Source organism: Nocardia sp. NPDC060249, from assembly GCF_042728755.1.
Lineage (GTDB): Bacteria > Actinomycetota > Actinomycetes > Mycobacteriales > Mycobacteriaceae > Nocardia.
This window is the reverse complement of sequence record NZ_JBHXAQ010000007.1, coordinates 52357-73979: the sequence shown is the minus strand read 5'-3', so window position 1 is coordinate 73979 and position 21623 is coordinate 52357. Positions and strand designations below refer to the sequence as shown.

The 21623-nt window shown below is 67.8% G+C and carries 25 protein-coding genes and 1 pseudogene; 13 read left to right on the top strand and 13 right to left on the bottom strand.

The window, feature by feature from the left end; genetic code table 11:
- The first annotated feature begins 64 nt into the window (after window positions 1–64).
- Together ACFWFP_RS23705 and ACFWFP_RS23700 are read left to right on the top strand one after the other, a co-directional pair.
- Window positions 65–685: a hypothetical protein gene (locus ACFWFP_RS23705; protein WP_379298431.1), complete on the top strand. Its 621-nt coding sequence runs from the start codon at window positions 65–67 to the stop codon at window positions 683–685.
- A 323-nt stretch (window positions 686–1008) separates the two neighbouring features.
- Window positions 1009–1239: a prevent-host-death protein gene (locus ACFWFP_RS23700; protein ID WP_379298429.1), complete on the top strand. Its 231-nt coding sequence runs from the start codon at window positions 1009–1011 to the stop codon at window positions 1237–1239.
- A 39-nt stretch (window positions 1240–1278) separates the two neighbouring features.
- Here the strand turns inward: ACFWFP_RS23700 and ACFWFP_RS23695 are convergent, their stop codons facing one another.
- The 8 genes from ACFWFP_RS23695 to ACFWFP_RS23660 all read right to left on the bottom strand — a co-directional run bounded on the left by ACFWFP_RS23695 (window position 1279) and on the right by ACFWFP_RS23660 (window position 12219).
- Complete coding sequence (locus ACFWFP_RS23695; RefSeq protein ID WP_379298427.1) at window positions 1279–2694, bottom strand: DUF1254 domain-containing protein; 1416 nt, start codon at window positions 2692–2694, stop codon at window positions 1279–1281.
- Window positions 2695–2774: 80 nt separating this feature from the next.
- Window positions 2775–3989, bottom strand: a complete 1215-nt coding sequence (locus ACFWFP_RS23690; RefSeq protein ID WP_379298425.1) for a TetR/AcrR family transcriptional regulator — start codon at window positions 3987–3989, stop codon at window positions 2775–2777.
- A 12-nt stretch (window positions 3990–4001) separates the two neighbouring features.
- Window positions 4002–5945 carry an acetoacetate--CoA ligase gene (locus tag ACFWFP_RS23685; protein ID WP_379298423.1) on the bottom strand — a complete coding sequence of 648 codons (1944 nt, stop codon included), beginning with the start codon at window positions 5943–5945 and terminating at the stop codon, window positions 4002–4004.
- Between the two features lie 56 nt (window positions 5946–6001).
- Window positions 6002–6817, bottom strand: a complete 816-nt coding sequence (locus tag ACFWFP_RS23680; RefSeq protein WP_379298421.1) for an HpcH/HpaI aldolase/citrate lyase family protein — start codon at window positions 6815–6817, stop codon at window positions 6002–6004.
- Between the two features lie 44 nt (window positions 6818–6861).
- Entirely contained in the window at window positions 6862–7344 is a 483-nt protein-coding gene (locus ACFWFP_RS23675; protein ID WP_379298419.1) for a MaoC family dehydratase, read from the bottom strand.
- Window positions 7341–8501, bottom strand: a complete 1161-nt coding sequence (locus tag ACFWFP_RS23670; RefSeq protein WP_379298417.1) for an acyl-CoA dehydrogenase family protein — start codon at window positions 8499–8501, stop codon at window positions 7341–7343. The genes ACFWFP_RS23675 and ACFWFP_RS23670 overlap by 4 nt, the downstream gene beginning before the upstream one ends.
- On the bottom strand, window positions 8498–10606 hold the full coding sequence (locus ACFWFP_RS23665; RefSeq protein ID WP_379298415.1) for a biotin carboxylase N-terminal domain-containing protein: 2109 nt from the start codon (window positions 10604–10606) through the stop codon (window positions 8498–8500). The genes ACFWFP_RS23670 and ACFWFP_RS23665 overlap by 4 nt, the downstream gene beginning before the upstream one ends.
- A gap of 5 nt (window positions 10607–10611) precedes the next feature.
- Window positions 10612–12219 carry a carboxyl transferase domain-containing protein gene (locus tag ACFWFP_RS23660; RefSeq protein ID WP_379298413.1) on the bottom strand — a complete coding sequence of 536 codons (1608 nt, stop codon included), beginning with the start codon at window positions 12217–12219 and terminating at the stop codon, window positions 10612–10614.
- An 88-nt stretch (window positions 12220–12307) separates the two neighbouring features.
- Between ACFWFP_RS23660 and ACFWFP_RS23655 the strand changes: the two genes are divergently transcribed.
- Complete coding sequence (locus ACFWFP_RS23655; RefSeq protein ID WP_379298411.1) at window positions 12308–12907, top strand: TetR/AcrR family transcriptional regulator; 600 nt, start codon at window positions 12308–12310, stop codon at window positions 12905–12907.
- Here ACFWFP_RS23655 and ACFWFP_RS23650 read toward each other — a convergent pair.
- Window positions 12904–13317 carry an NYN domain-containing protein gene (locus ACFWFP_RS23650; protein WP_379298409.1) on the bottom strand — a complete coding sequence of 138 codons (414 nt, stop codon included), beginning with the start codon at window positions 13315–13317 and terminating at the stop codon, window positions 12904–12906. The genes ACFWFP_RS23655 and ACFWFP_RS23650 overlap by 4 nt on opposite strands.
- Window positions 13318–13426: 109 nt before the next feature.
- Between ACFWFP_RS23650 and ACFWFP_RS23645 the strand changes: the two genes are divergently transcribed.
- Both ACFWFP_RS23645 and ACFWFP_RS23640 read left to right on the top strand, forming a co-directional pair.
- Window positions 13427–13636 carry a type II toxin-antitoxin system VapB family antitoxin gene (locus ACFWFP_RS23645; protein WP_379298407.1) on the top strand — a complete coding sequence of 70 codons (210 nt, stop codon included), beginning with the start codon at window positions 13427–13429 and terminating at the stop codon, window positions 13634–13636.
- 7 nt (window positions 13637–13643) lie between these two features.
- Complete coding sequence (locus tag ACFWFP_RS23640; RefSeq protein WP_379298405.1) at window positions 13644–14051, top strand: PIN domain nuclease; 408 nt, start codon at window positions 13644–13646, stop codon at window positions 14049–14051.
- On the opposite strand, the gene ACFWFP_RS23635 is transcribed toward ACFWFP_RS23640, so the two are convergent.
- Window positions 14044–14757 (bottom strand): ABC transporter ATP-binding protein, encoded by a 714-nt coding sequence (locus ACFWFP_RS23635; RefSeq protein ID WP_379298403.1) that lies wholly within the window; start codon window positions 14755–14757, stop codon window positions 14044–14046. The genes ACFWFP_RS23640 and ACFWFP_RS23635 overlap by 8 nt on opposite strands.
- A 74-nt stretch (window positions 14758–14831) precedes the next feature.
- Window positions 14832–15872 carry an ABC transporter permease gene (locus ACFWFP_RS23630; RefSeq protein WP_379298401.1) on the bottom strand — a complete coding sequence of 347 codons (1041 nt, stop codon included), beginning with the start codon at window positions 15870–15872 and terminating at the stop codon, window positions 14832–14834.
- 130 nt (window positions 15873–16002) lie between these two features.
- Here ACFWFP_RS23630 and ACFWFP_RS23625 point away from each other — a divergent pair, with 130 nt between their 5' ends.
- From ACFWFP_RS23625 to ACFWFP_RS23595, 7 genes are all read left to right on the top strand, one after another.
- The gene (locus tag ACFWFP_RS23625) at window positions 16003–17178 is read left to right on the top strand and encodes a sensor histidine kinase (RefSeq protein ID WP_379298893.1); all 1176 of its coding nucleotides are present in this window, start codon (window positions 16003–16005) and stop codon (window positions 17176–17178) included.
- On the top strand, window positions 17175–17792 hold the full coding sequence (locus tag ACFWFP_RS23620; protein WP_379298399.1) for a LuxR C-terminal-related transcriptional regulator: 618 nt from the start codon (window positions 17175–17177) through the stop codon (window positions 17790–17792). Before ACFWFP_RS23625 ends, ACFWFP_RS23620 begins: the two co-directional genes overlap by 4 nt.
- 110 nt (window positions 17793–17902) lie before the next feature.
- Window positions 17903–18091 carry a type II toxin-antitoxin system RelE/ParE family toxin gene (locus tag ACFWFP_RS23615; RefSeq protein WP_379298891.1) on the top strand — a complete coding sequence of 63 codons (189 nt, stop codon included), beginning with the start codon at window positions 17903–17905 and terminating at the stop codon, window positions 18089–18091.
- Window positions 18091–18369, top strand: coding sequence for a helix-turn-helix domain-containing protein (locus tag ACFWFP_RS23610; protein ID WP_378913330.1), 279 nt, complete (start codon window positions 18091–18093; stop codon window positions 18367–18369). Before ACFWFP_RS23615 ends, ACFWFP_RS23610 begins: the two co-directional genes overlap by 1 nt.
- A gap of 75 nt (window positions 18370–18444) precedes the next feature.
- The gene (locus tag ACFWFP_RS23605; protein WP_379298397.1) at window positions 18445–18870 is read left to right on the top strand and encodes a PPOX class F420-dependent oxidoreductase; all 426 of its coding nucleotides are present in this window, start codon (window positions 18445–18447) and stop codon (window positions 18868–18870) included.
- A gap of 85 nt (window positions 18871–18955) precedes the next feature.
- On the top strand, window positions 18956–19210 hold the full coding sequence (locus ACFWFP_RS23600) for a type II toxin-antitoxin system Phd/YefM family antitoxin (RefSeq protein WP_379298395.1): 255 nt from the start codon (window positions 18956–18958) through the stop codon (window positions 19208–19210).
- Window positions 19207–19641 carry a type II toxin-antitoxin system VapC family toxin gene (locus ACFWFP_RS23595; protein WP_379298393.1) on the top strand — a complete coding sequence of 145 codons (435 nt, stop codon included), beginning with the start codon at window positions 19207–19209 and terminating at the stop codon, window positions 19639–19641. Before ACFWFP_RS23600 ends, ACFWFP_RS23595 begins: the two co-directional genes overlap by 4 nt.
- A 59-nt stretch (window positions 19642–19700) precedes the next feature.
- Here ACFWFP_RS23595 and ACFWFP_RS23590 read toward each other — a convergent pair.
- Window positions 19701–19805: pseudogene (locus tag ACFWFP_RS23590) on the bottom strand (TerD family protein); the annotation flags it as partial.
- A 67-nt stretch (window positions 19806–19872) separates the two neighbouring features.
- Window positions 19873–20502, bottom strand: a complete 630-nt coding sequence (locus ACFWFP_RS23585) for a DUF3105 domain-containing protein (protein ID WP_379298391.1) — start codon at window positions 20500–20502, stop codon at window positions 19873–19875.
- A gap of 152 nt (window positions 20503–20654) precedes the next feature.
- Here ACFWFP_RS23585 and cobM point away from each other — a divergent pair, with 152 nt between their 5' ends.
- Window positions 20655–21398: a precorrin-4 C(11)-methyltransferase gene (gene cobM / locus ACFWFP_RS23580; protein ID WP_379298389.1), complete on the top strand. Its 744-nt coding sequence runs from the start codon at window positions 20655–20657 to the stop codon at window positions 21396–21398.
- The last annotated feature ends 225 nt before the right edge of the window (window positions 21399–21623 follow it).

Below are 21623 nucleotides of genomic sequence, written 5' to 3'. Positions count from 1 at the left end.
AGAGGGTCCAGCTAGCTTTGCGCCCATGGGACTTTCAGTAGGAACCGGGGGCCTGGCCTTCGCCGTGAAAGACGGCAGCGATCCGGAATATCTCGATGCGCTGACCGATCAACTGCGCGCGCTCAGCGAACTACTGGTGCAGGAGGGGCTCACTCCGCACAACGAACCGAGGACTGCGGGTCCGGCAGTGGACCGCGCTCGAATAGGGAGCGTGCCCTACTCTTTCGTGCACTACCTCCGTCGTGCGTATGCCCGAGCGCGCGAGTACCCCGAGCAGCCGCTGACGCCCGTAGCCGACGGAGACCGCGCTTCGGATGACCCAACTATCAACCTGGTCGGATCCACCTTCGACTCTCACCTCATCTGCCATTCGGATTGCGAAGGGTTCTACGTCCCGGTCGAATTCGACGAAGTTCTTTTCGTCGGCGAGGACGTCGACATCGCCGGCGGCATGGTTGGCTCCAGTCAAGCGCTGGTACGCGAACTCGTCTATGTCGCGCCATATTTGGGCATCGCGCTGGTCGACGGAGAACTCTCCGACGCCGAGATCAGCCGGATCCGGACGATGCTGGGCAGCGATGCCAACGCATCGCACCCATTCGACCGGGAGTTGATCACCTGGCTGCTGCTCTTCGAAGCCGCGAGGGTGTCGATCGAGAACGGCACCGTCATCGAGTTCGGGTGAATCACCCTGCGCGACACGAGCGAATCCGATCGGACTGAATGAGGCACTATTCCTCCACGTTGGGAAATCTGTCCCGAACTTTCGCGGCGTGTAGAGCTGAGAGGTTCGCCAGGTTCACCCGGTTTGTCTTGCATGTTTCCTTGCCCTCGAGAGTTCGGAGTCATCGACAGCTGCGGAGCCTGCTCGTGCGCTATCTTCCACCGCCACCGCTTGACTGTCGGCAGTCGTGAGCCTTCGGCGTCTTCTCGATCCTCTGTCGCTTCGCAGCACCTGCCAGGTCCCACAGCGTGGCGAGGGCACCACATTTGTCCTACGCTGCGAAAATGCAACCACCGCCTGAGATCACGGAGGCCATCCGTGATCGCTCGGAGGAGATCCTGGCAGCCGTCGAACTGAGGCAGCCGTTCACCGTCATCTGGGGCGGTGAACGGATCCGTGAACTGATACCTCTGCATCGCCGGGGGTACTTCGTATCTCGCGTGGAGTTCGCGGTGACGTCGCGCACGGCGTCAATCTTCTCGGTCGATTCCTTCCGTGCCGACCAGGTGGTGTGAGAAGGAAGGTCTCGCTCCTGCAGTCCGACCGAGGAGAGCTCAGTCGATGCGGGTCATCGGTGGTGGCTCCCACTGTCCGTCGAGGGCGTTCTCGCGTGGTGCGTAGAGGCGGAGGGTGAGGGAGAAGTCGCCGGTGGCGGGGATGGGGAGCCAGTTGCCGGGGGGGACGGCGGGGCGGGGATCCTGGTGTTGGACGGCCAGTTCCACGGAGCCGTCGGGGGCGGGGACGACGGCGGGGAAGTGGCCTACCGAGTAGATCGCGTCGGGGTTGGGGACCAGGAAGCCTTGCGTGTCGTAGGCGGTGATCGAGGCGAAGGCGTGGACCGGAGGCCATTGGCCCGGTTCGAAGCGGATTCGGTAGCGCAGGGGGTCGCCCTGGTCGTCGGTGGTGGGGGCGTCGCGGTTCGCGTAGAAGACGTCACGGATGGGGGCGAGGGCGGGGGAGCGCTTGGTGGTGGCCGCGCGACGGAGGTAGTCGGTCCCGAAGGTGCCGAGGTCGATGGGGATCTCCCAGCCGTTGACGGAGCGTGCGGTCGGGTCTGTCCAGTCGGCGATGCGGCGCTGGGCCTGGCGCACCGCCTCGTCGAGGATTTCGGCGGGTTGGTTGTCGACGACCCCACCGGGCTGGACACCGATCGCGGCCAGTTGCGTCATCAGTGGCGCGTCGGCGGCAGCGGGGGGATCGCCGAGCATCAGCCGGCACAGGCGGTTGAGATAGGTGCGGCCGTCCAACGCGGCGATCCGCTTCGTCGGCGGCTCCGGTCCACGGTCGATCTGGTGAACGCGGCTGACCGTCCTGTCGAGTTCACCGTGATTCCAGGCGCTCAGCGGGATCAGCTTCATCTTCTCCTGCCACTGGTTGACCCTCGGCGCGTCCTCGGCGCCGTTGATCTGGACCCGGGCGACGATCGTGGACATCGTCGAGGGCATATGCAGGCGGGTCATTTTCGCGGGCAGCGTACCGGTCCACTGCGGCCCGGTGAGGACGTAGGTGAAGGGCGGGCCGTCGGCGTCCACGGTGGTCCGCGGGGTTTTGCTGGTCAGGTCGTGCACGGTGTTCGCCCACCCGCCGACCAGCTGGAACAGCCAGAACCGGTCGGGCTCCATCCCGGGGATCTGGAGCACGATCGGCTCTTCGGTGAGGTCGAGCCACGCCTGCGAATACACCATGTCGTGGCTGAGCCGGGCCACCCCGCGATCGTAGGGATCGGGCAGGACGCTGTGATCGAAGCTGTTGATCGGCCCGCTCGCCGCCCGCATCATGTCCAGCAGGATCATCGGATAGCCGTAGATGTAGGCGTCGATCGCCCGGGCGAGCACATCCGGGCGACCGGTGGTGCGGATCGGCTCGGGTATCGATCCGTCACCGCATCCGGGCAACGTCGCCGCGGCGGCGGCCGCCGCGGCGAGCCCCAGCAACGATCGCCTGGTCAGCGCGCTCGCGCGAGAATCCATGCAGCTCCGTTCGACGGCCTGATCGCTGAGCGTATGACGAGTCAGGAACGGTCCGCCTCATACGCAACGGGTGAATTGCCTCAGCCGAGCAGCACCCGCCGCATCAGGAATCCCACCCTGGCCCGGCCGGCGATCGGGTCGTCGCCGAAACGCTGACCGAGGTCGATGACCATCGCGAACGCCGCGTGCACCAGGAAACGCGCCTCGGCCGCGGAGAGTTCCGGCCGCATATCGCGCACCAGCCGTGCCCACTCCTGCACGCTCAACCGCTGGATGTTGCGCAGGACGGCTCGTTCCTCGGCGGGCACGTGCCCGAATTCGGCGTAGTAGACGACGGCCAGCGCCCGCTCGTCGAACGTGTCGGCGACGAACTGCTCGACCAGCACGCCCAGCGCCGCCCCGCTGTGGGGCGTGCTCGCCACCGCGGGCCCGATCGCCCCCGACACCCGGTCCGCCGCGCGCCGAAACGCCGCGGCGAGGATGTCGCTCTTGCCGCGATAGAACCGGTACACCGCCGACGCCGCCGACAATCCCGCCGCCGACGCGATGTCCTCCACGCTCACATTCGGATAGCCGTGTCGGTGGAACAGCTCCACCGCTTTGCGTAGCAGCAGTTCGTGTTTGAACGAATCGGGAATCTGGACGCGGGCACCCTGCTCGGAAACGGTTGCGGCAGGGGGCAATGCGGTATCGGTGAGCGCCATACACGCCGAACCGAGCAACTTGTTCAGCGTGCGAAGGGGCAGCGCGGCGTGATGATCGGCGATGCTGGTGACCACCCCGAGAATCGCCGTGGAGACCATGCGCAGCTCCGCCGTGGTCAATTCGGGGCGCAGGATCGCCAGTTGTTCGTCGAGTGCGACCAGCACCGAACCCTGCTGCTCGTCGAGCACCACCCGATCCGCCGGCTCGAGGTAGCGGCCCTCCCATCGCACCAGCCGCACCGTCGCCCGATTCTCCACGGTCGCGCCGATCAGCCCGGTCAGCATGTGCCGCAACCGTTGCGCCGCGGGCAGTGCGTCCTCGGCCGACACCACGATCGATGCTGTGAACGCCTGCCCGACCCGAAGTAACTCCTCCCGGAACAACGCGTACTTACTGGGGTAGTGCCGATACAGCGCGGCCGAACTGATTCCCAGCCCGGATGCGATGTCCTCCATACTCACCCCGTGATACCCGGCGGCGCCGAACGCCACCGCCGACGACGCCGCGATCTGCGCCCGGCGATTCTTCGGCCGCCGCCGAACTTCGGTCCCAGCTACCCCACGCGCCCCACGAGACTCGCTGACATTCATAGTTCAAGTGTATTAGCCCTTGTCGGGCGGGCTTATCCGGGCATACCAGTCGAGCAGTGCGGGGTCGTCGACGGCGCTGCGTTCGACGACGCGGGCGGGATCGGCGCCCTGGAAGAGCTTTTTGATGGGGACTTCCAGTTTCTTGCCGGTCCGGGTGTGGGGGACGCCGGGGGCCTCGCGGATCTCGTCGGGGACGTGGCGGGGCGAGACCTCGGTGCGGATCGCCGCGGCGAGACGGGTTTTGAGGTCTTCGGTGAGTTCCGCGCCGGGGGCGAGCACGACGAACAAAGGCATCCAGTAGCCGCCGTCGGGTTGTTCGGCGCCGATCACCAGGGCCTCGGCGATCTCCGGGAACTGTTCGACGACCTGGTAGATGTCGGCGCTGCCCATGCGGATGCCGTGGCGGTTGAGCGTCGAATCGGAGCGACCGTGTACGACGATGCTGCCGTGCTCGGTGAGGGTGATCCAGTCGCCGTGGCGCCATACACCGGGATAGGTGTCGAAATAGGCCGCGTGGTAGCGCTTTCCGTCGTCGTCCCGCCAGAAGCGCACCGGCATCGACGGCATCGGCGCGGTGACCACCAGCTCGCCGACCTCGCCGCGCACGGGGTTGCCCTGCTCGTCGAAGGCATCGAGGGCGACGCCGAGATAGGGCGCCGACAGCTCACCGGGCCATACCGGCACGGTCGGGGCGCCGCCGACGAACGCCGACACCACATCGGTGCCGCCGCTGATCGAGTTCACCTGAACGTGCTCTCCGGCATTCTCGTTCAACCACAGCGCGCTCGACACCGGCAGCGACGAGCCGGTGATGCCCACCGAGCGCAGGGCCGACAGGTCGTGCTCGGCGCGGGGTACCGACCCCGCTTTGACGCAGCCGAGAACATAGCCGGGACTGGTCCCGAAGACGGTGGCGCCCACCTCGGCGGCGATGCGCCACAGCGCGTCCGGTCCGCCTGCGGTCGGGCTGCCGTCGTAGGTGACGACGGTGGTGCCGGTCAGCAGACCCGCTACCTGGAAGTTCCACATCATCCAGCTCGGGCTGGTGTACCAGAAGAACGTATCTTCGGGGCCCATGTTCGATTGCAGCGCTACGGCTTTCAGGTGCTCGAGCAGCACGCCGCCGTGGCCGTGGACGATGCCCTTGGGCAGCCCGGTGGTGCCGGAGGAGAACACGATCCACAACGGATGATCGAAATCGACGGGGACGGTTTCGATGACGCCGAGTCCGGCATCGGCGACCGCGTCCGTCCAGGACAGCGTGTCGGGTACGTCGAGTCCGAGTTGCGCGACGACGACGGTTGCGCGCAGGCCGGGCAGTCCGTCGCGCAGTGCCGCGATGTCGGCGCGCTTGTCGTGCGCCTTGCCACCGAACCGGTAGCCGTCGGCGGTGACCAGCACCGTCGGGTCGAGCTGGCCGAGCCGGTCCAGCGCGGCCTTGGCGGAGTAGTCCTGACCGCACGCGCTCCACACCGCGCCGATACTCGCGGTGGCGAGGAAGGCGACGATCGCCTCCGCGATATTGGGCAGGTAGCCGACCACCCGGTCACCCGCCTCGACGCCCTGCTCGCGCAGAGTGCGCGCGAAAACCGTGACCTGCTCGATCAATTCGGCCCAGGACACCTCCCGCGGCTCGGCGTCCTCGTGCAGCGCGATCACCGCGGGGCGGCCGAACTGGGCCATCCGGATGATCTGGTCGACATAGTTCAGCCGGGTGCCGGGAAACCATTGAGCGCCCGGCATCTCCCGCGAGCCGAGCACCTCACCGGCGGTCTCGCCGAGCTCGAAGTAGTCCCACACGGCCTGCCAGAAGCCGGCGATGTCGTCCACCGACCACTGCCACAGTGCCTGGTAGCCGGGGTACTGGTCGCCGGTTCGCGTGGTGACGAAGGCGGCGAAGTCGGTGATTCGGGCCGACGCGATGTCGTGCGCGCTCGGGACCCATTGTGGTTGCACTCCGATGTCCTCCTCGAACTGGACTACTCGTGTATCGGGGGTGGGTTACCCGATGATCAGCTGGGCACGCCCGCGCGCCGGACGATCTGTTCGGCATGCCGGAGCACCGGCGCGTCGACCATACGGCCCTCGAACGCGAAGACGCCGCGATGGTGGGGCACCTGCGCCAATACCCGATGCGCCCAGTCGAGCTCGGCGGGGTCGGGTGCGTAGCCGTGGCGGATCACCGCGACCTGACTCGGATGGATGGCGACCTTGGCGTCGAATCCGACGGCGACCGCGTCGCTGGTCTCCGCGGCGAGGCCGTCGAGGTCCTTGATGTCCAGGTACACCGAGTCCAGCGCGAAGAGACCGAAGGCCTTGGCCGCCAGCAGGGTCGACGAACGCACCTGACGGGCGACATCGCGGTAGCTGCCGTCGGCATTCCGGCTCGAGTTGCCACCGAGCCCGGCGACCAGATCCTCGGCCCCCCACATCACGCCGACGGCATTGCCCGCCTGCACCGACTCGGTGATCCGCACCGCGCCGAGCGGCGATTCGACCAGCAGAATCACCTCGTAGCCGTCGAGGCCGCTGACCTGATCGGCCGACTCGCATTTGGGCAGCATGACCCGGCGGTAGGCGGTCTGCGCGAGCGCTGCCAGATCGGCCGTGTAGTCGTCGGTGTCGGCCGCGTTGACCCGGATCACGGTGTGCGCGGGGTCGAGCGGGGTGTCGATCAGCGCCTGCCTGGCCGCGGCCTTGTCGCCCGCCGCGACACCGTCCTCGAGATCGAGGATCACCACATCGGCCACCACGGCGGCCTTGGCGAAGCGTTCGGGGCGGTCGGCCGGGCAGAACAGCCACGCGGGCCCACTCGGCTGCCAGCTCATACTGCGTCCTTTCGACGGGTGCCCGGTGGCGTGGTGGTGGCCGCTCATGCCCGCGGTGCCTTGCGGACCAGGGTCTTGCGTATCGCGGTCGCCACGATCACGCCGTGCTGGTTGCGCGCGGTGTGCGCCAGGCTGACGATGCCCTCGCCGGGACGGCTCTTGGACTCGCGCTTGTCGGTGACCAGCGTTTCCGCGTACATGGTGTCGCCGTGGAACAGCGGTGCGGGCGTGGTCATCTCGGAGAAACCGAGGTTGCCGACCAGCGTGCCCTGCGTGAGCTGGGCGACGGAGAGCCCGACCAGCGTCGACAGCGTGAACATCGAGTTCACCAGGCGCTGATTGAACGGCGGCTGCGCGTCGGCGAAGGCCGCGTCCAGGTGCAGGGCCTGGGTGTTCATGGTCAGCGTGGTGAACAGGACATTGTCGGCCTCGGTGATGGTGCGGCCGGGCCGGTGCTCGTAGATCGTGCCGATCTCGAACTCCTCGAACCACAGTCCGCGCTGAACGACCCGCCTACCTTCGCTCACAGACCCAGCTCCCGTGCGATCAGCATCAGCTGTACCTCCGTGGTGCCCTCGCCGATTTCCAGGATCTTGCTGTCACGGTAGTGCCTCGACACCGGGTATTCGTTCATGAAGCCGTTGCCGCCGAAGATCTGGGTGGCGTCGCGGGCGTTGTCCATCGCGGCCTCGCTGGCGACCATCTTCGCGATCGACGCGGCTTTCTTGAACGGCTTGCCCGCCAGCATCAGCGCGGCGGCGTCGTAGTAGGCGGTGCGCGCGACGTGGGCCCGCGCCTCCATCCGGGCGATCTTGAACGCGATGGCCTGATTGCGCCCGATCGCCTGTCCGAAGGCCTGGCGTTCACCCGCGTAGCGCACGCTCTCGTCCACACAGCCCTGCGCGGCGCCGACGGCGAGTGCGGCGATGGCGATGCGGCCCTCGTCGAGGATGCGCAGGAAGTTGGCGTAGCCGCGACCGCGCTCGCCGAGCAGGTTCTCCTGCGGCACCCGCACATCGGTGAAGCTCAGCGGGTGGGTGTCGGAGGCGTTCCAGCCGACCTTGTTGTAGGCGGGCTCGGCCACGAAACCCGGCGTGGAAGTCGGCACCAGAATGGTGGAGATCTCCTTCTTGCCGCCGGACTGTCCGGTGACCGCGGTGACGGTGACCAGGCGGGTGATGTCGGTGCCGGAGTTGGTGATGAACTGCTTGCTGCCGTTGATCACCCAGCTCTCGCCGTCCTGCACGGCGGTGGTCCTGGTGCCGCCCGCGTCGCTGCCCGCGTCGGGTTCGGTGAGACCGAAGCCGGCCAGCGCCTGTCCGCTGGTGAGCTGGGGCAGCCATTCGGCGCGCTGCTTGTCGTTGCCGAAGCGGTAGATCGGCATGGCGCCCAGCGACACACCCGCCTCGAGGGTGATGGCCACGCTCTGGTCGACCTTGCCGAGTTCCTCGAGCGCCAGGCACAGGGCGAAGTAGTCGCCGCCCATGCCGCCGAACTCCTCGGGGAACGGCAGGCCGAACAGGCCCATCTCGGCCATGCCCGCCACGACCTCATAGGGAAAACTGTGTTCGGCATCGTGTTTCGCCGACACCGGCGCGACGACCTGGTCGGCGAAATCACGCACGGTGAGTGCCAGCTGGCGGTATTCCTCCGGCAGCGAACCGGTGGACAGGTAGTCGGTCATGCGGGGGTTCCTTCGCGCTCGGTCTGTGCCGCGGCCGGATCGGCGACGGCGGGTTCTGTCGCGGCTCCCGCTGCGACGGTTTCGGCGGGGTGGGCGACGACGCGCACCAGCACCTGGTCCAGCTTCACCTGGGCGCCGGGGACGACGAGCACCTCGACCGTGCCCGCCACCGGCGCGGTGAGCGCGTGCTCCATCTTCATGGCCTCGATCACGATCACCGGATCGCCGACGGCGACCGTCGCGCCGTTCTCGACCGGTGCGGCGATCACCGAACCCGGCATGGGACTGCGGATCTCGGCGTCGCCCACGTGGGCGGCGTCGCCACGCACGCTCGCCTCGGCGACCTCGCGCAGGACGGCGAGCCCGCCGTCGTGGCTCACCCACAGCTGACCGTCGGCCTCGGCGATGCGGTAGTCGCGTCGCAGCCCGTCGAGTGTCGACGCGAGACCGTCGGGCGAAACAGTCGCGGTGAGCGTGCGGGGTTCGGGACTCGACGTCGGTGCGCTGGGCCCCGGCTCGTCGAGCCACACTGTCGCCGAAGCCGGTGTGCCGGTGATGAAAACGTGGCGCACCTGGTCGCCCGCGGCCAGTCTGATCGCCGTCGGGGCGGGCTCGCCGAGACGCCAACCCGACGGGGTCGACCACGGATCGCCGCCGGTGGCGGGCCAGCGTCGCAGCCAGTGATGTGTCGCGGCGGCGATGAATTCGTCGTCGGTCGCCTCGGCGGGGACGAAGTCGGCGACGCGGCGATCCAGCAGCGCGGTGTCGAGACGACCCGCCCGCACATCGTCGTCGGCGAGCAGGAAACGCAGGAATTCGATATTGCTCGTCACGCCGAGCAGCACGGTCTGTTCCAACGCGCGGTCCAGCGCGGCGAGCGCGTCGGCGCGAGTGTTGCCCCGCGCGATCACCTTCGACAGCATCGGGTCGTAGTCGCTGCCGACCACGGTGCCCACCGAGAGCCCCGAATCCACCCGCACACCAGCGCCTTCCGGCTCCGACAGCGCGAGCACGGCGCCGCCGGTGGGCAGGAACCCGCGGCCCGGATCCTCGGCATAGACGCGTGCTTCGATCGCGTGCCCGACGAGGTGGATCTCGTCCTGGGTGCGCGCCAGTTTCTGCCCCGCGGCGACGCGCACCTGGCATTCCACCAGGTCGACGCCGGTGACCATCTCGGTCACCGGATGTTCCACCTGCAGTCGGGTGTTCATCTCCATGAAGAAGAACTCGTCGGGCTGGTCGGCCGAGACGATGAACTCCACGGTGCCGGCGCCCACGTAGTCCACGCTGCGGGCGGTGTTGCAGGCGGCGGTGCCGATCCGCGCTCTGGTCTGCGCGTCCAGCAGCGGCGACGGAGCCTCCTCGATCACCTTCTGGTGCCTGCGCTGCAAGCTGCATTCGCGCTCACCCAGGTGCACCACATTGCCGAACTTGTCGGCCAGGATCTGCACCTCGATGTGGCGGGGCCGGTTGACGAATCGTTCCAGGAACAGGGTGTCGTCGCCGAACGCCGCCCCGGCTTCGCGCCGGGCACTCACCAGCGCGGCGGGCAGGTCGGCGGGATCGGTGACCCGGCGCATGCCCTTGCCGCCGCCACCGGCGGACGGTTTCACCAGCACCGGGTAACCGATGTCTGTCGCGGCGGCGATCAATTGGTCATCGGTCAGGCCGGGTTCGGCGATGCCGGGCACCACCGGAACCCCGAACGCCGTCACCGTCTTCTTCGCGGTGATCTTGTCGCCCATCACCTCGATGGCCTTGGCGGGCGGACCGAGGAACACGATGCCCGCGTCGGCCAGTGCCGACGCGAAGGCCGAATTCTCCGACAGGAAGCCATAACCCGGGTGCACCGCCTGCGCGCCCGAACGAACGGCGGCGTCGACGACCTTCTCGATCGACAGGTAGCTCTCGCGCGCGGGCGCGGGTCCGAGCCGCACCGCGACGTCGGCCTCGCGCACGTGGCGCGCGTCGGCATCGGCGTCGCTGTACACCGCGACCGAGCGAATGCCCATGGCGCGCAGCGTCTTGATCACCCGCACCGCGATCTCGCCGCGGTTGGCGACCAGCACGGTGTCGAATTCGACGAGGTGGTTCTTGTTCAGCATGTCTCTCACATCCGGAAGACGCCGTAGGAAACGGGTTCGAGCGGCGCTTGCGCGCACACCGACAGGGCAAGGCCGAGCACGGTTCTGGTGTCGGTCGGCGCGATCACGCCGTCGTCCCAGATGCGCGCGGTCGCGTAGTAGGGGTTGCCCTGGGTCTCGTACTGCTCGCGGATCGGCGCCTTGAACGCCTCCTGATCCGCCTCGGACCACGGCTTGCCCGCGTTGTCGAGCTGATCGCCGCGCACCGTCGCCAGCACCGACGCGGCCTGTTCGCCACCCATCACCGAGATGCGGGCGTTGGGCCACATCCACAGGAAGCGCGGCGAATACGCGCGCCCGCACATGGAGTAGTTACCGGCGCCGTAGGAGCCGCCGATCACGACCGTGAGCTTCGGTACCCGCGCGCACGCCACCGCGGTGACCATCTTCGCGCCGTGCTTGGCGATGCCGCCCGCCTCGTAGTCGCGCCCGACCATGAAGCCGGTGATGTTCTGCAGGAACAGCAGCGGGATCTTGCGCTTGTCACACAGTTCGATGAAATGCGCGCCTTTCATGGCGGATTCGGCGAACAGCACGCCGTTGTTGGCGACGATGCCGACCGGATGGCCGTGGATGCGGGCGAATCCGGTGATCAGGGTCTTGCCGTATTCGGCCTTGAACTCCTGGAAGCCGTTCGCGCCGTCGATGATGCGGTCGATCACCTCGTGCACGTCGTAGGGCGTGCGCGGGTCGACGGGGACCACGTCGTAGAGCTCGTCCTCGGCCTTGGCGGGCGGGGTGCTCGGCAGGACCTCCCACGGCGCTTCGGGGCGCGGGCCCAGGGTGGCGACGATATTGCGGACGATCCGCAGCGCGTCGCGGTCGTCGTCGGCCAGATGATCGGTGACGCCGGAGGTGCGCGAATGCAGCAGGCCGCCGCCGAGGTCCTCGGCGGTGACGATCTCGCCGGTCGCCGCCTTCACCAGCGGCGGGCCACCGAGGAAGATGGTGCCCTGGTCGCGCACGATCACGGCCTCGTCGGCCATCGCGGGCACGTACGCGCCACCGGCGGTGCACGAACCCATCACCGCCGCGATCTGGGCGATGCCCTTGGCGCTCATGTTCGCCTGGTTGAAGAAGATGCGGCCGAAGTGCTCGCGGTCGGGGAACACCTCGTCCTGGTGCGGCAGGAAGGCGCCGCCGGAGTCGACGAGGTACACGCACGGCAGGTTGTTCTGGGCGGCCACCTCCTGCGCGCGCAGGTGCTTCTTCACCGAGATCGGGTAGTAGGTGCCGCCCTTGACCGTCGCGTCGTTGGCCAGGATCAGGCACTCGCGGCCCGCGACGCGGCCGATGCCGGCGATCACGCCCGCGCCGGGGCACTCGTCGCCGTAGATGCCGGTGGCCGCCAGCGGGGACAGCTCGAGGAACGGGCTGCCGGGGTCGAGCAACTGGTCGACGCGTTCGCGGGGGAGCAGCTTGCCCCTGGCCACATGCCGTTCGCGGGACTTCTGCGGACCACCGAGGGCGGCCGTGGCCAGCCGGTGCCGCAGATCCGCGACCAGGGCGGCGTGCGTGTCCCGGTTGCTCGTCGCGGCCACGGTGCCGTCGTCGGTCTCGTGCGTCACCGTCATCACGCCACTCTTCCCATTCGGTTAATCGCTAATAACTGAAATTCAGGTTAATCTTGACTAACCAAGTTGTCCAGAGGGGGCGGCCAGAATGTCGACTACCGAGCCTGTCCAGGTGACCCGGCGCGAGCAGCTCAAGGCCCAGCGCCGCGAGCAGTTGCTGGCCGCGGGCGCCCGCCTCATCGCCGACCGTGGCTTCTTCGGCGTGCGGCTCGACGACCTCGGCGCGGCAGTCGGCATCAGCGGCCCCGCCGTCTACCGGCACTTCGCGAACAAAGAGGCACTGCTGGTCGAACTCCTGGTCGGAATCAGTGAGCGCCTGCTCTCGGGCGGCCGCGCCGTCGTCGACGAATCACCGTCGGCCGCGACCGCGCTGACCGCGCTGGTCGACTTCCACCTCGACTTCGCCTTCGGCAACCCCGAGCTGATCCGCATCCAGGACCGCGACCTCGACAACGTCCCCGCCAACGACCGCCGCGTCCTGCGTCGCACGCAGCGCCAGTACGTCGAGATCTGGGTGGGCGTCCTGCGCGAACTGAACGTCGATCTTCCCGAGGAAGCCGCCCGCATACAGGCCCACGCTGCATTCGGCCTGATCAACTCCACCCCGCACAGCGCGTCGGCGGCGAGTGCGTCGAGGGCCCGGCCGGTGCTGCGGCAGATGGCCCTGGCGGCGTTGACGGCCGGCTAGTTCGCTTCGGCGCCGGGTCGGTCGAGCTGGTTCCAGAGCCAGCCGGGGCCGACGGATTCGGCGCCGTTGGCTTCGACACGGGTGCGGAGCTCGCGGTCGGCGGTGACGACCGTGATCCGTGCGAAGGAGTCGGCCTCGGCGACCACGTCCACGATCTTGTCGTCGCCCGAGCGCTCGGCGAGGACCACCTCCATCCGCGGTGCGGCGGGCGCGGCACCGTCGGCAGCGGCCTTGGCCGCGCCTTCGAGGACGACCGTGACTTCGGTGTTGTCAGGAAGCCGGGTAGTCAGGTCCGCCACGTCGGCGAGAAATCGCCGAGCAGCACCCGCCCTGTCCTTCCACCATCCGTTGGCGCGCGACCCGATCACATTGGCCGCATCCACCACGATGAGATGCCTCGGATCGCTCATCGACCCAGTCTGCCTCGCGTACTGCCGCAGGCGCGATTGTGCGCCGGGGCAGTTACCTTGATATGTGATCTATATAGGTCGTATATAAACATCAATGTCAGGTGGGGCAATGTCCAAGCTACTGATCGACGTGGATGACGAAGCGCTCGCGGAGGCGCAGCAACTTCTCGGAACATCGACGAAGAAGGAAACCGTCAACGTGGCTCTCGCCGAGGTCGCCAAGCGGCTCAAGCGCGTGCGGGCGTTGAACAGCCTTGCCGAGATGGCGGAGCAGGGCGACTTCGACGTGCTGCTCGACAAGTCCAACTACCGAGCGTGATCAGCTATTGATCGATACCTCCGCTGCCGTCAGATTCATCGCGAATCAGGCTGTCAAACAGGCGTGGCAGGAGACAGTGACGGCGGGTGCGGTCGCGGTGTGCGATGTCGTGGGGCTTGAACTCCTCTACGGCGCAACGTCACTCGCCGATCGATTGCGAAAGAAGAAGCTGCTCGGTGAACTGTTCGGCTGGGCACCCACGCCCGATGGTGTGTGGACGCGGACACACGAGGTTCAGCAGTTGCTCACCGAACAGGGTCAGCATCGCAGTGCCGGTGCCGCGGATCTGGTGATCGCGGCCACCGCGGAGGCGAATCGCATCACGATTCTGCATTACGACCATGATTTCGAGACAGTCGCCGAAGCAACCGGTCAGTCCACCCAGTGGATCGCGCCACCGGGAACCGTCAGCTGACCTCGCTCGGCACTTCCAGCGTCATCAGCGTGCCGTCGGTCATGCGGTAGACGGCGTCCATGCGGTGGAGGTGGGTGGGGTCGTGGGTGACGAGGATGGTGGCCGCGTGGTGGTCGCGGGCGATGGTGGTGATGAGGTCGATGATGGCGGCGCCGCGTTCGGAGTCGAGGGCGCTGGTCGGTTCGTCGACGACGAGCAGGGCCGGGTTGTTCATCAGGGCGCGGGCGATGTTGGCGCGCTGGCGCTGGCCGCCGGATAGCTGGGCGGGACGTTTGTGAGCGTGTTCGGTCAGGCCGACCGCGTCGAGAAGTTCTCTCGCGCGGGTACTGGTCACGTGGCGTGATGCGCGTTTCGGGCCGCCGAGGTGGGCGGTGACTTCCAGTTGCTCGATCGCGGTCAGCGAGGGGATGAGGTTCGGCTGCTGGAAGACGATGCCCATCGAGTTCCGGCGGGCGGTCGCCGCGGCGCGTCGGCTCAGCGTGGCGAGATCTGTGGTGCCGGACTCGGTGTCGAGCACGACCGTGCCCGAATCAGGTCGGATCAGGGTAGCGGCGACGGCGAGCAGGCTCGACTTTCCCGAACCGGACGCGCCGGTCACCGCGGCGATGGTGCCGCCGGGCACGTGCAGATTCACCCGATCGAGGGCGGTGAGACGGTCGGCGCCGTCGGGGTAGGTGAGGGTCACGTCCGTGAGAGTGAGTGCCACAGTGGATCCTTCGGTTGGTCGCGCGGTGGGCTGGATCGGCAGCGCCACCGCGGCCTCGGTGCGGGCGACGGCCGTCAGCGGGTCGCGCCGAGCGCGGTCAGTGGGTCGGTGGTGAACAGGAAGCGCAGGGCGACAGCGGCGCCGACCAGCCCGAGGATGATCAGGGCCAGCGCGGGGACCAGGGTTGTCGCGGGGCTGAGCACGAAAGGCATCGCCTCGCCGAGGAACAGTGAGGCGAGGACGGTGATCGCCAGGCCCGCCGTGACGCCCGCGGTCAGGACGATCGCGGCTTGGGCGAGGGCATCACGGACCAGGGAGCCGGTGGTCGCGCCGAGCGCCTTCAAGGTGGCGATATCGGGTTGGCGCTGCACGGTCCAGACCGTGAAGAAGGCGCCGATCACCAGGGCCGAGATGGCGAACAGGAGCACGGTCATCAGGGTGAGTGAGCTGTTCTCGGCCTGGTAGGAGCCGATAGCTCGGACGGCATCCTGCGCGGGCAGCGAGTGCGTGCCTGCTTCGACGTCGAGGCCGCCGGGGGCCTCGCCGGTCACCGCGAGGACGGTCGCGGCACCGCCGCGCGGGCCGGCCGCCTGCCAGTCCCGCATGCTCGTCCAGATCACGGGGGTGTGGCTGTACCACTCGTCGCCGGCGACGTCGGCGACGGTGAACTCGTGCCCTGCCAGCAGCACGACGTCGCCGGTGCCCGCCGACAGCTCGCGAGCCGCCGCCGAACTCAGCACCACGGCGCCGGGAGCGGTAGCAGGGCGATTGCTGAATGCCGACGGGTCGCCGCCGAACAACGCGACCTGCGTCGGACTCGCACCGGCGTGCTCGGCCCTGGTGCGCGAGATGCCGATCGGGGTCGCGTCCGCCGATTCCCACCGCGCGATCTGCTGCTCGGTGAGAACCGACGAGTCGAAGGACGGATCGGCGCCGGTCTCGGCGAAAACCACCCGGTCGGCGTCGATACCCTGGACCGCGGAGATGTTCTGGTGCGCGAGCCCGGCGGTGAGGCCGCTGAGGAAACTCACCAGCACCGCCACCAGGAGCACGACGGTGGTGATGAGCAGGAAGCGGCCACGGGCGGCCCGCAGATCACGGAGTGCGACGAACATGACTCCACTGTGTCCGTCTCGGCTGCCGGTGCCATCGCACCGGCGCACGAACCGCCGTCCATCCAAGGTCTGCCGGGGATTACTTCTTTCGATGGATGCTCGCTTGGTTGCCGCACATAAGCTGGTCGGCGTGCACTCCTCCCCGTTGACCCCGGTGGTCACCACGCTGCGGCTCGGCCTGCACGTGCTGGTGACGGCGCTGGCGGTGGTGGTCGCTGTGCGTGCGCTGCTGCCCGGCGGTGGCGGCCACGGTGTCGCGGTGGTCGCGCTGACGGCGGTGTGGTTGCTCGTGTACTTCGCAGGCACCGAGCTCCCGGCAACCATCCCTCGCCGGTCGAGCGCAGTCTGGGTGTGGCTGGCCGTGCTCACCGTGCTGTGGCTGGCATTGCTGGCCCTCACGCCCGACGCTGTGTATCTCGCGTTCGGGTTGTTCTTCGTCTATCTGCATCTGCTGCCTCGACCGTGGAATCTGATCGCGGTGGTACTCGCGACCGGGGTCGGGGTGGTGGGTTTCGCGGCGCATCGCGGTTGGTCGGCGGGTGCGGTGGTCGGGCCGATGCTCGGCGCGTTGGTGGCGATCGGAATCGGGCTCGGCTACCAGGCACTGCGCCGCGAGGCGGTCGAGCGGGAGCGTTTGATCGACGAATTGATCGGTACCAGAGCGGTTCTCGCGGAGCAGGAACGCACTGCGGGCAAGCTCGCCGAGCGGGAACGCCTCGCCAAGGAAATCCACGACACCGTCGCCCAGGGCCTGAGCAGCATCCAGCTGCTCCTGCACGCCGCCGAGCAGGCCGCGCCGGATCATCCCGCGCTGGATCGCATTCGGCTCGCGCGGGAGACGGCCGCCGAAGATCTGGCCGAAACGCGCAGGCTCATCGACGAATTGTCGCCCGCCGCGCTGGACGGGCAGTCACTGGCCGAAGCGCTGGAGCGTATCTGCCTTCGCGCACAGTCGCCGGCGCTGACCACACAGCTGCTCGTCGAGGGTGAACCGGAACGACTGCCGATGCCGGTCGAGGCGGCGCTGGTGCGGATCGCGCAGAGCGCGGTGGCCAATGTGGTGCAGCACGCGCGGGCCGAGCGCATGCGGGTCACGCTCACCTACGGCGACACCGACGCGCACTTGGACATCGTCGACGACGGCATCGGCATCGAACCGGATATGGTGCGCCACCCCCGATCCGGCGCGTTCGGCCTCGCCGCCATGCGCAGCCGCGCCGAGCAACAGGGCGGTGCGGTGACAGTCGAATCCGAACCCGGCCACACCGCCGTGACGGTGACCTTCCCGCTCGGAGCGGCCTCGTGATCCGCCTTCTCCTCGCCGACGATCACGCCATCGTCCGTGCGGGCCTGCGCGCGCTCCTCGACGCCGCCGCCGACATCACCGTCGTCGGTGATGTCGCGGATGCCGATGCGGCAGTGTCCTTTTGCGCCGCCACCCCCGTCGACTTGGTCTTGATGGACCTGCGCTTCGGCGACGGCCGCTCCGGCGCCTCCGCCACCGCCGACCTGCGTGCCCTGCCCACCCCGCCGAACGTCCTCGTCGTCACCAACTACGACACCGACGCCGACATCCTCGGCGCCATCGAAGCAGGCGCCGTCGGCTACCTCCTCAAAGACACTCCACCCACCGAACTCCTGACCGCGGTCCGCGCCGCCTCGGCAGGCGAAAGCGTCCTCTCCCCAACCGTCGCCTCCCGCCTGATGACCCGAGTCCGCCGAGCCGACACCACCCTCAGCCCCCGCGAAGTAGAAGTCCTCCGCCTGGTAGCCGCCGGCCTTTCCAACCGCGACATAGCCAAACAACTCTTCCTCAGCGAAACCACCGTGAAGTCCCACCTCGTCCACATCTACGCCAAACTCGGCGTGAAGTCCCGCACCTCCGCCGTCGCCACAGCCCGCGAAAGCGGCGCGATCTGAACCCATCGCCGGGCCGACTCGCCTTGCTGCCGAACTCGGCTGTGCAACTTATACAATTATTTGTATACTGAGACTGGTGAAGCGACTCGAGTTCGTTGGCACAGCACTTGATGACCTGCGCGAGTTCCCTCTCGGCGCCCGCCGCGAGTGCGGCCATATATGTCGCGAAACTCGCTGACCGCATCCTTGTGCTGCACTGCTTTCAGAAGAAGACTCAGAAGACATCGGATTCTGATCTGGCGCTGGCGACGAAGCGATACGCAAGGGCCGGTGTTGCAAGCGGAAAGGGAGAGCGCTGATGGCGGACGAGACGTTCGACAGCGTGTGGGATGCGATCGAGGACACCCCACAGGAAGCGGAGAACATGCGGCTGCGGTCGCGGCTGATGATTGCGTTGACCGAGCACATCGAGAGTTCCGGCTGGACGCAGGTGTCGGCTGCTGAGCGGCTCGGCGTGACTCAGCCTCGAGTTTCGGATCTGATGCGAGGAAAGATCAGTCTGTTCAGTTTGGACGCGCTGGTGAATATGGTTGTCGCGGCGGGGATGCACGTAGAGATGAGTGTTCGTGCGGCGTGAGTGGTTCCAGCGTGGCAGTTGACAGGCCGCCCGCAGGTACCGCGGGGGTTCGTTGTGGTGACTTACCCTGAGCGCATGGCCTCTCTGTCTGATCCCAAGGTGCGCGAATTTCTTTCCTACGGAACGCGAACGGGCAAGGTGGCGTTCGCGGCGGCGGATGGGCGTCCGCTGGTGACGCCGGTGTGGTTCATCGTCGAAGGTGACGAGCTGGTTTTCAATACGGGTAAGAATTCGGCCAAGGGGCGGGCTTTCGCGCGTGATCCGCGGGTGGCGGTGTGTGTCGACCTCGAGGAGCCGCCGTACGGGCTGGTCGAGGTGCAGGGGACGGTCGCGCTGTCCGAAGATCTCGATGAGCTCGTGCGAACCGCCACCGCCATCGCCGCCCGGTATATGGGTCCGGACAAGGCGGACGAATTCGGTCAGCGCAATGGGGTCGCGGGCGAACTCGTGGTGCGTGTGCGGCCGACGAAGATCATCGCGCAGTTCGACATGACGGGCTAGCGGGCGCTGTCGGCACGGATCCTGTCGAAGATCCTCCTATGTGGCTACAATGAAGGAAGCGTTTGTGGCCACAAAAAGGAGCGTCATGGAGATCGGTGTGCGGGAACTGCGAGACCGTCTCAGTAGCCATTTGGCTGAGGTCCGCGCGGGACGGACTGTGACGGTGACCGATCACGGGAAGCCGATCGCACGCATCGTCCCTGTCGATCGTCTGACCGCTTTGGAGCAGCTGCGTGCCGAGGGCCGTGTGCAACCGGCCCGGCAGCGTAAGCAGCCTGCAGGAAAGCCTGTTCAGGGCAGCGGGATCGTGTCCGACCTGATCGATGATCAGCGCCGGTGATCGGCTACCTCGACACTTCGGCGTTCATCCCGCTACTGGTCGCCGAACCCAGTAGCGCCGCGTGTCAACGATTCTGGGACCTATCCGATGATGTCGTCTCGTGTCGGCTGCTCTACGTCGAATCGGCTGCGGCGCTGGCCCAGGCGCACCGGATGGGCCGACTCGACGAAGGTCAGTTCCGTGCGGCCTCGCGGCTGCGGGGCGAGTTCTGGCAACAGATCAACATCACAGAGGTGGACGAGAAGCTGGCCCAGTCGGCCGCCGTCTTCGCCGAGCGGTATGCGTTGCGCGGCTATGACGCTGTTCATTGCGCTGCTGCCGCGCAACTCGAGGACCCTGACCTGGTTGCCGCATCCGGTGACGGGAAACTGCTCACCGCGTGGAAGGCGCTCGGGATCGCCACCTTCGATGCGAACGCACCGGAGCAGTGACGCACCGACCCGAGAACCACTCGAATCGCGTCGGGCGCCACGACCTCGACGCCGGACGCTACCGGTTGGTTGTAGAAGACGAAATCGCTGTCAGAGCGCACTTGTCCGGCAGCGGTGAGCAGTAGCGCGGCGATATCCACTGTTGTCGACGCAGTGACCGTCACCCGCACTTCGCTCGCGGGGATCGACGTGTTCGCGCCCTTGTCAACTCCATGGTCGGCCTCCGTTCGGCTACCGGGTACCCGACATCGGGACCGCGTCGGGGCCCGGTGGGGAGGGGTCGTAGGGCGGGGGGTCGGTGCGGTCGAAGAGGGGGGATGAGCAGGTCGCGCCGACTTCCGGGGTGGTGTACGGGTTTTCGCGGAGGGCGACGATGAACTGGTCGATGCGTTCGTCGGTGGCCGAGTCGACGGTGAGCTGGTGGCCCCACGACTGCAGTGAGATCGGGTGGCTCATGTCGGGGATGGGCGACATGAGGGTGTACTGGCGGTCGGTGACCCTGGCGCTCAGTGCCGCCTGATCCTGCGCGCTCACCTTCGCGGGGTCGTAGGCGATCCACACCGCGCCGTGTTCGAGCGAGTGGACCGCGTTCTCGGTGCGCAGGGCCTTCGAATAGACGACGCCGGTGCAGGCGGCCCATTGCGCGTCGTGTGGTCCGCCCACCGGGGGAATCGCCGGGTAGGCGACTCGCTGGTTCGGCCGCACGTGCTGCTGGCCCGGCGCGATCTCGGTGACGACGACGCCGCGAATCTGTAGCGAGGGGTCGCGGTTGTCCGCGGACGGGGCGAAACTGTCCGCGGTGGCGGTGGCCTGGCCGACGATCTTCGCACCCGAGCACCCTGTCGCCAGCGTGGCGGCCATGACTACCACCGCGCACGCGCCCGCGCCGCGCACTCCACCGGACCTACTCGAAACCCGCATCGCGGACCCCCGTTTCCTCGTCGCCGCCGCTTGCCATCCGACACAGAACCTACTTGTCTCCCGGTCTCGGCGGCACTCCTAGACTCCCGACTATGACTGTGCACTTCATCGGGGCAGGCCCCGGCGCCGCCGACCTGCTCACGGTGCGAGCGGTCACCCTCCTGCGTGACAGTCCGGTCTGCCTCTACGCGGGCACCTACCTCGACCCCGAGGTGCTGGCCCACTGCGCGCCCGGCGCCGAACTGATCGACACCCAGCACCTGAACCTGGACCAGATCATCGACCACCTCGTGCGCGCCACCGAGGCGGGAAAGGACGTGGCGCGGCTGTGTTCCGGAGACCCGTCGATCTATTCGGCCCTCACCGAGCAGACCCGCAGACTCGACGCCCACAACGTGGCATGGGACATCACCCCCGGCGTCCCCGCTTACGCGGCCGCGGCTGCCGCCCTCGGTACCGAACTGACCGTCCCCGAGGTCGTCCAGTCGGTAGTGCTCACCCGCACCCAGGCCCGCTCCACCGCGATGCCGCAGGGCGAGGCACTGGCGAACTTCGCCGCCACCGGCGCGACGCTCGTCCTGCATCTCGCGATCACCCGGATCGGAGTGCTGGCGCAGGAGCTGGTCGCCGAGTACGGCGCGGACTGCCCCGTCGCTGTCGTCTATCGCGCCAGCCAACCCGAACAACTCGTTCTGCGCGGCACTCTGTCCGACATCGCCGAGCAGGTGGCGGCGGCCGGCCTGCGTCAAGCCGCGGTGATCCTGGTGGGCCGCGCGCTGGCCACGTCCATCGACTGCGCCCAGTCGCACCTCTACGACCCGGCCAGGGCCCGGTAACACCCACTCCAGCACAGCAGACCAATCGGTGTGATCCATCACTCAGTTGCCGCGGTGCACAGGTCATCCAGCGGGGATCTGAGAACGCAGACAAGCGTCAGCAAACGTGGGTGGCAGGCTTTACCTGGGCCGATGCTCGGCGGCTATGGAGGTGGTTGGTTGCGGGGCGAGCGCACCGGTAGATTGGTGCGATGGTTTGCGACGAGTAGACCGGCGCTGGCGGCC

What these genes read in the sequence shown, in the direction of transcription:
- ACFWFP_RS23655 (WP_379298411.1), top strand. Translation starts at nt 12,308, where the DNA reads ATGTCGACTACCGAGCCTGTCCAGGTGACCCGGCGCGAGCAGCTCAAG.
- ACFWFP_RS23650 (WP_379298409.1), bottom strand. Translation starts at nt 13,317, where the DNA reads ATGAGCGATCCGAGGCATCTCATCGTGGTGGATGCGGCCAATGTGATC.
- ACFWFP_RS23585 (WP_379298391.1), bottom strand. Translation starts at nt 20,502, where the DNA reads ATGGCCGCCACGCTGGCGACAGGGTGCTCGGGTGCGAAGATCGTCGGC.
- ACFWFP_RS23680 (WP_379298421.1), bottom strand. Translation starts at nt 6,817, where the DNA reads ATGAGCTGGCAGCCGAGTGGGCCCGCGTGGCTGTTCTGCCCGGCCGAC.
- ACFWFP_RS23670 (WP_379298417.1), bottom strand. Translation starts at nt 8,501, where the DNA reads ATGACCGACTACCTGTCCACCGGTTCGCTGCCGGAGGAATACCGCCAG.
- ACFWFP_RS23610 (WP_378913330.1), top strand. Translation starts at nt 18,091, where the DNA reads ATGGCGGACGAGACGTTCGACAGCGTGTGGGATGCGATCGAGGACACC.
- ACFWFP_RS23695 (WP_379298427.1), bottom strand. Translation starts at nt 2,694, where the DNA reads ATGGATTCTCGCGCGAGCGCGCTGACCAGGCGATCGTTGCTGGGGCTC.
- ACFWFP_RS23660 (WP_379298413.1), bottom strand. Translation starts at nt 12,219, where the DNA reads ATGACGGTGACGCACGAGACCGACGACGGCACCGTGGCCGCGACGAGC.
- cobM (WP_379298389.1), top strand. Translation starts at nt 20,655, where the DNA reads ATGACTGTGCACTTCATCGGGGCAGGCCCCGGCGCCGCCGACCTGCTC.
- ACFWFP_RS23665 (WP_379298415.1), bottom strand. Translation starts at nt 10,606, where the DNA reads ATGCTGAACAAGAACCACCTCGTCGAATTCGACACCGTGCTGGTCGCC.
- ACFWFP_RS23645 (WP_379298407.1), top strand. Translation starts at nt 13,427, where the DNA reads ATGTCCAAGCTACTGATCGACGTGGATGACGAAGCGCTCGCGGAGGCG.
- ACFWFP_RS23700 (WP_379298429.1), top strand. Translation starts at nt 1,009, where the DNA reads ATGCAACCACCGCCTGAGATCACGGAGGCCATCCGTGATCGCTCGGAG.
- ACFWFP_RS23615 (WP_379298891.1), top strand. Translation starts at nt 17,903, where the DNA reads ATGACCTGCGCGAGTTCCCTCTCGGCGCCCGCCGCGAGTGCGGCCATA.
- ACFWFP_RS23605 (WP_379298397.1), top strand. Translation starts at nt 18,445, where the DNA reads ATGGCCTCTCTGTCTGATCCCAAGGTGCGCGAATTTCTTTCCTACGGA.
- ACFWFP_RS23630 (WP_379298401.1), bottom strand. Translation starts at nt 15,872, where the DNA reads ATGTTCGTCGCACTCCGTGATCTGCGGGCCGCCCGTGGCCGCTTCCTG.
- ACFWFP_RS23690 (WP_379298425.1), bottom strand. Translation starts at nt 3,989, where the DNA reads ATGAATGTCAGCGAGTCTCGTGGGGCGCGTGGGGTAGCTGGGACCGAA.
- ACFWFP_RS23600 (WP_379298395.1), top strand. Translation starts at nt 18,956, where the DNA reads ATGGAGATCGGTGTGCGGGAACTGCGAGACCGTCTCAGTAGCCATTTG.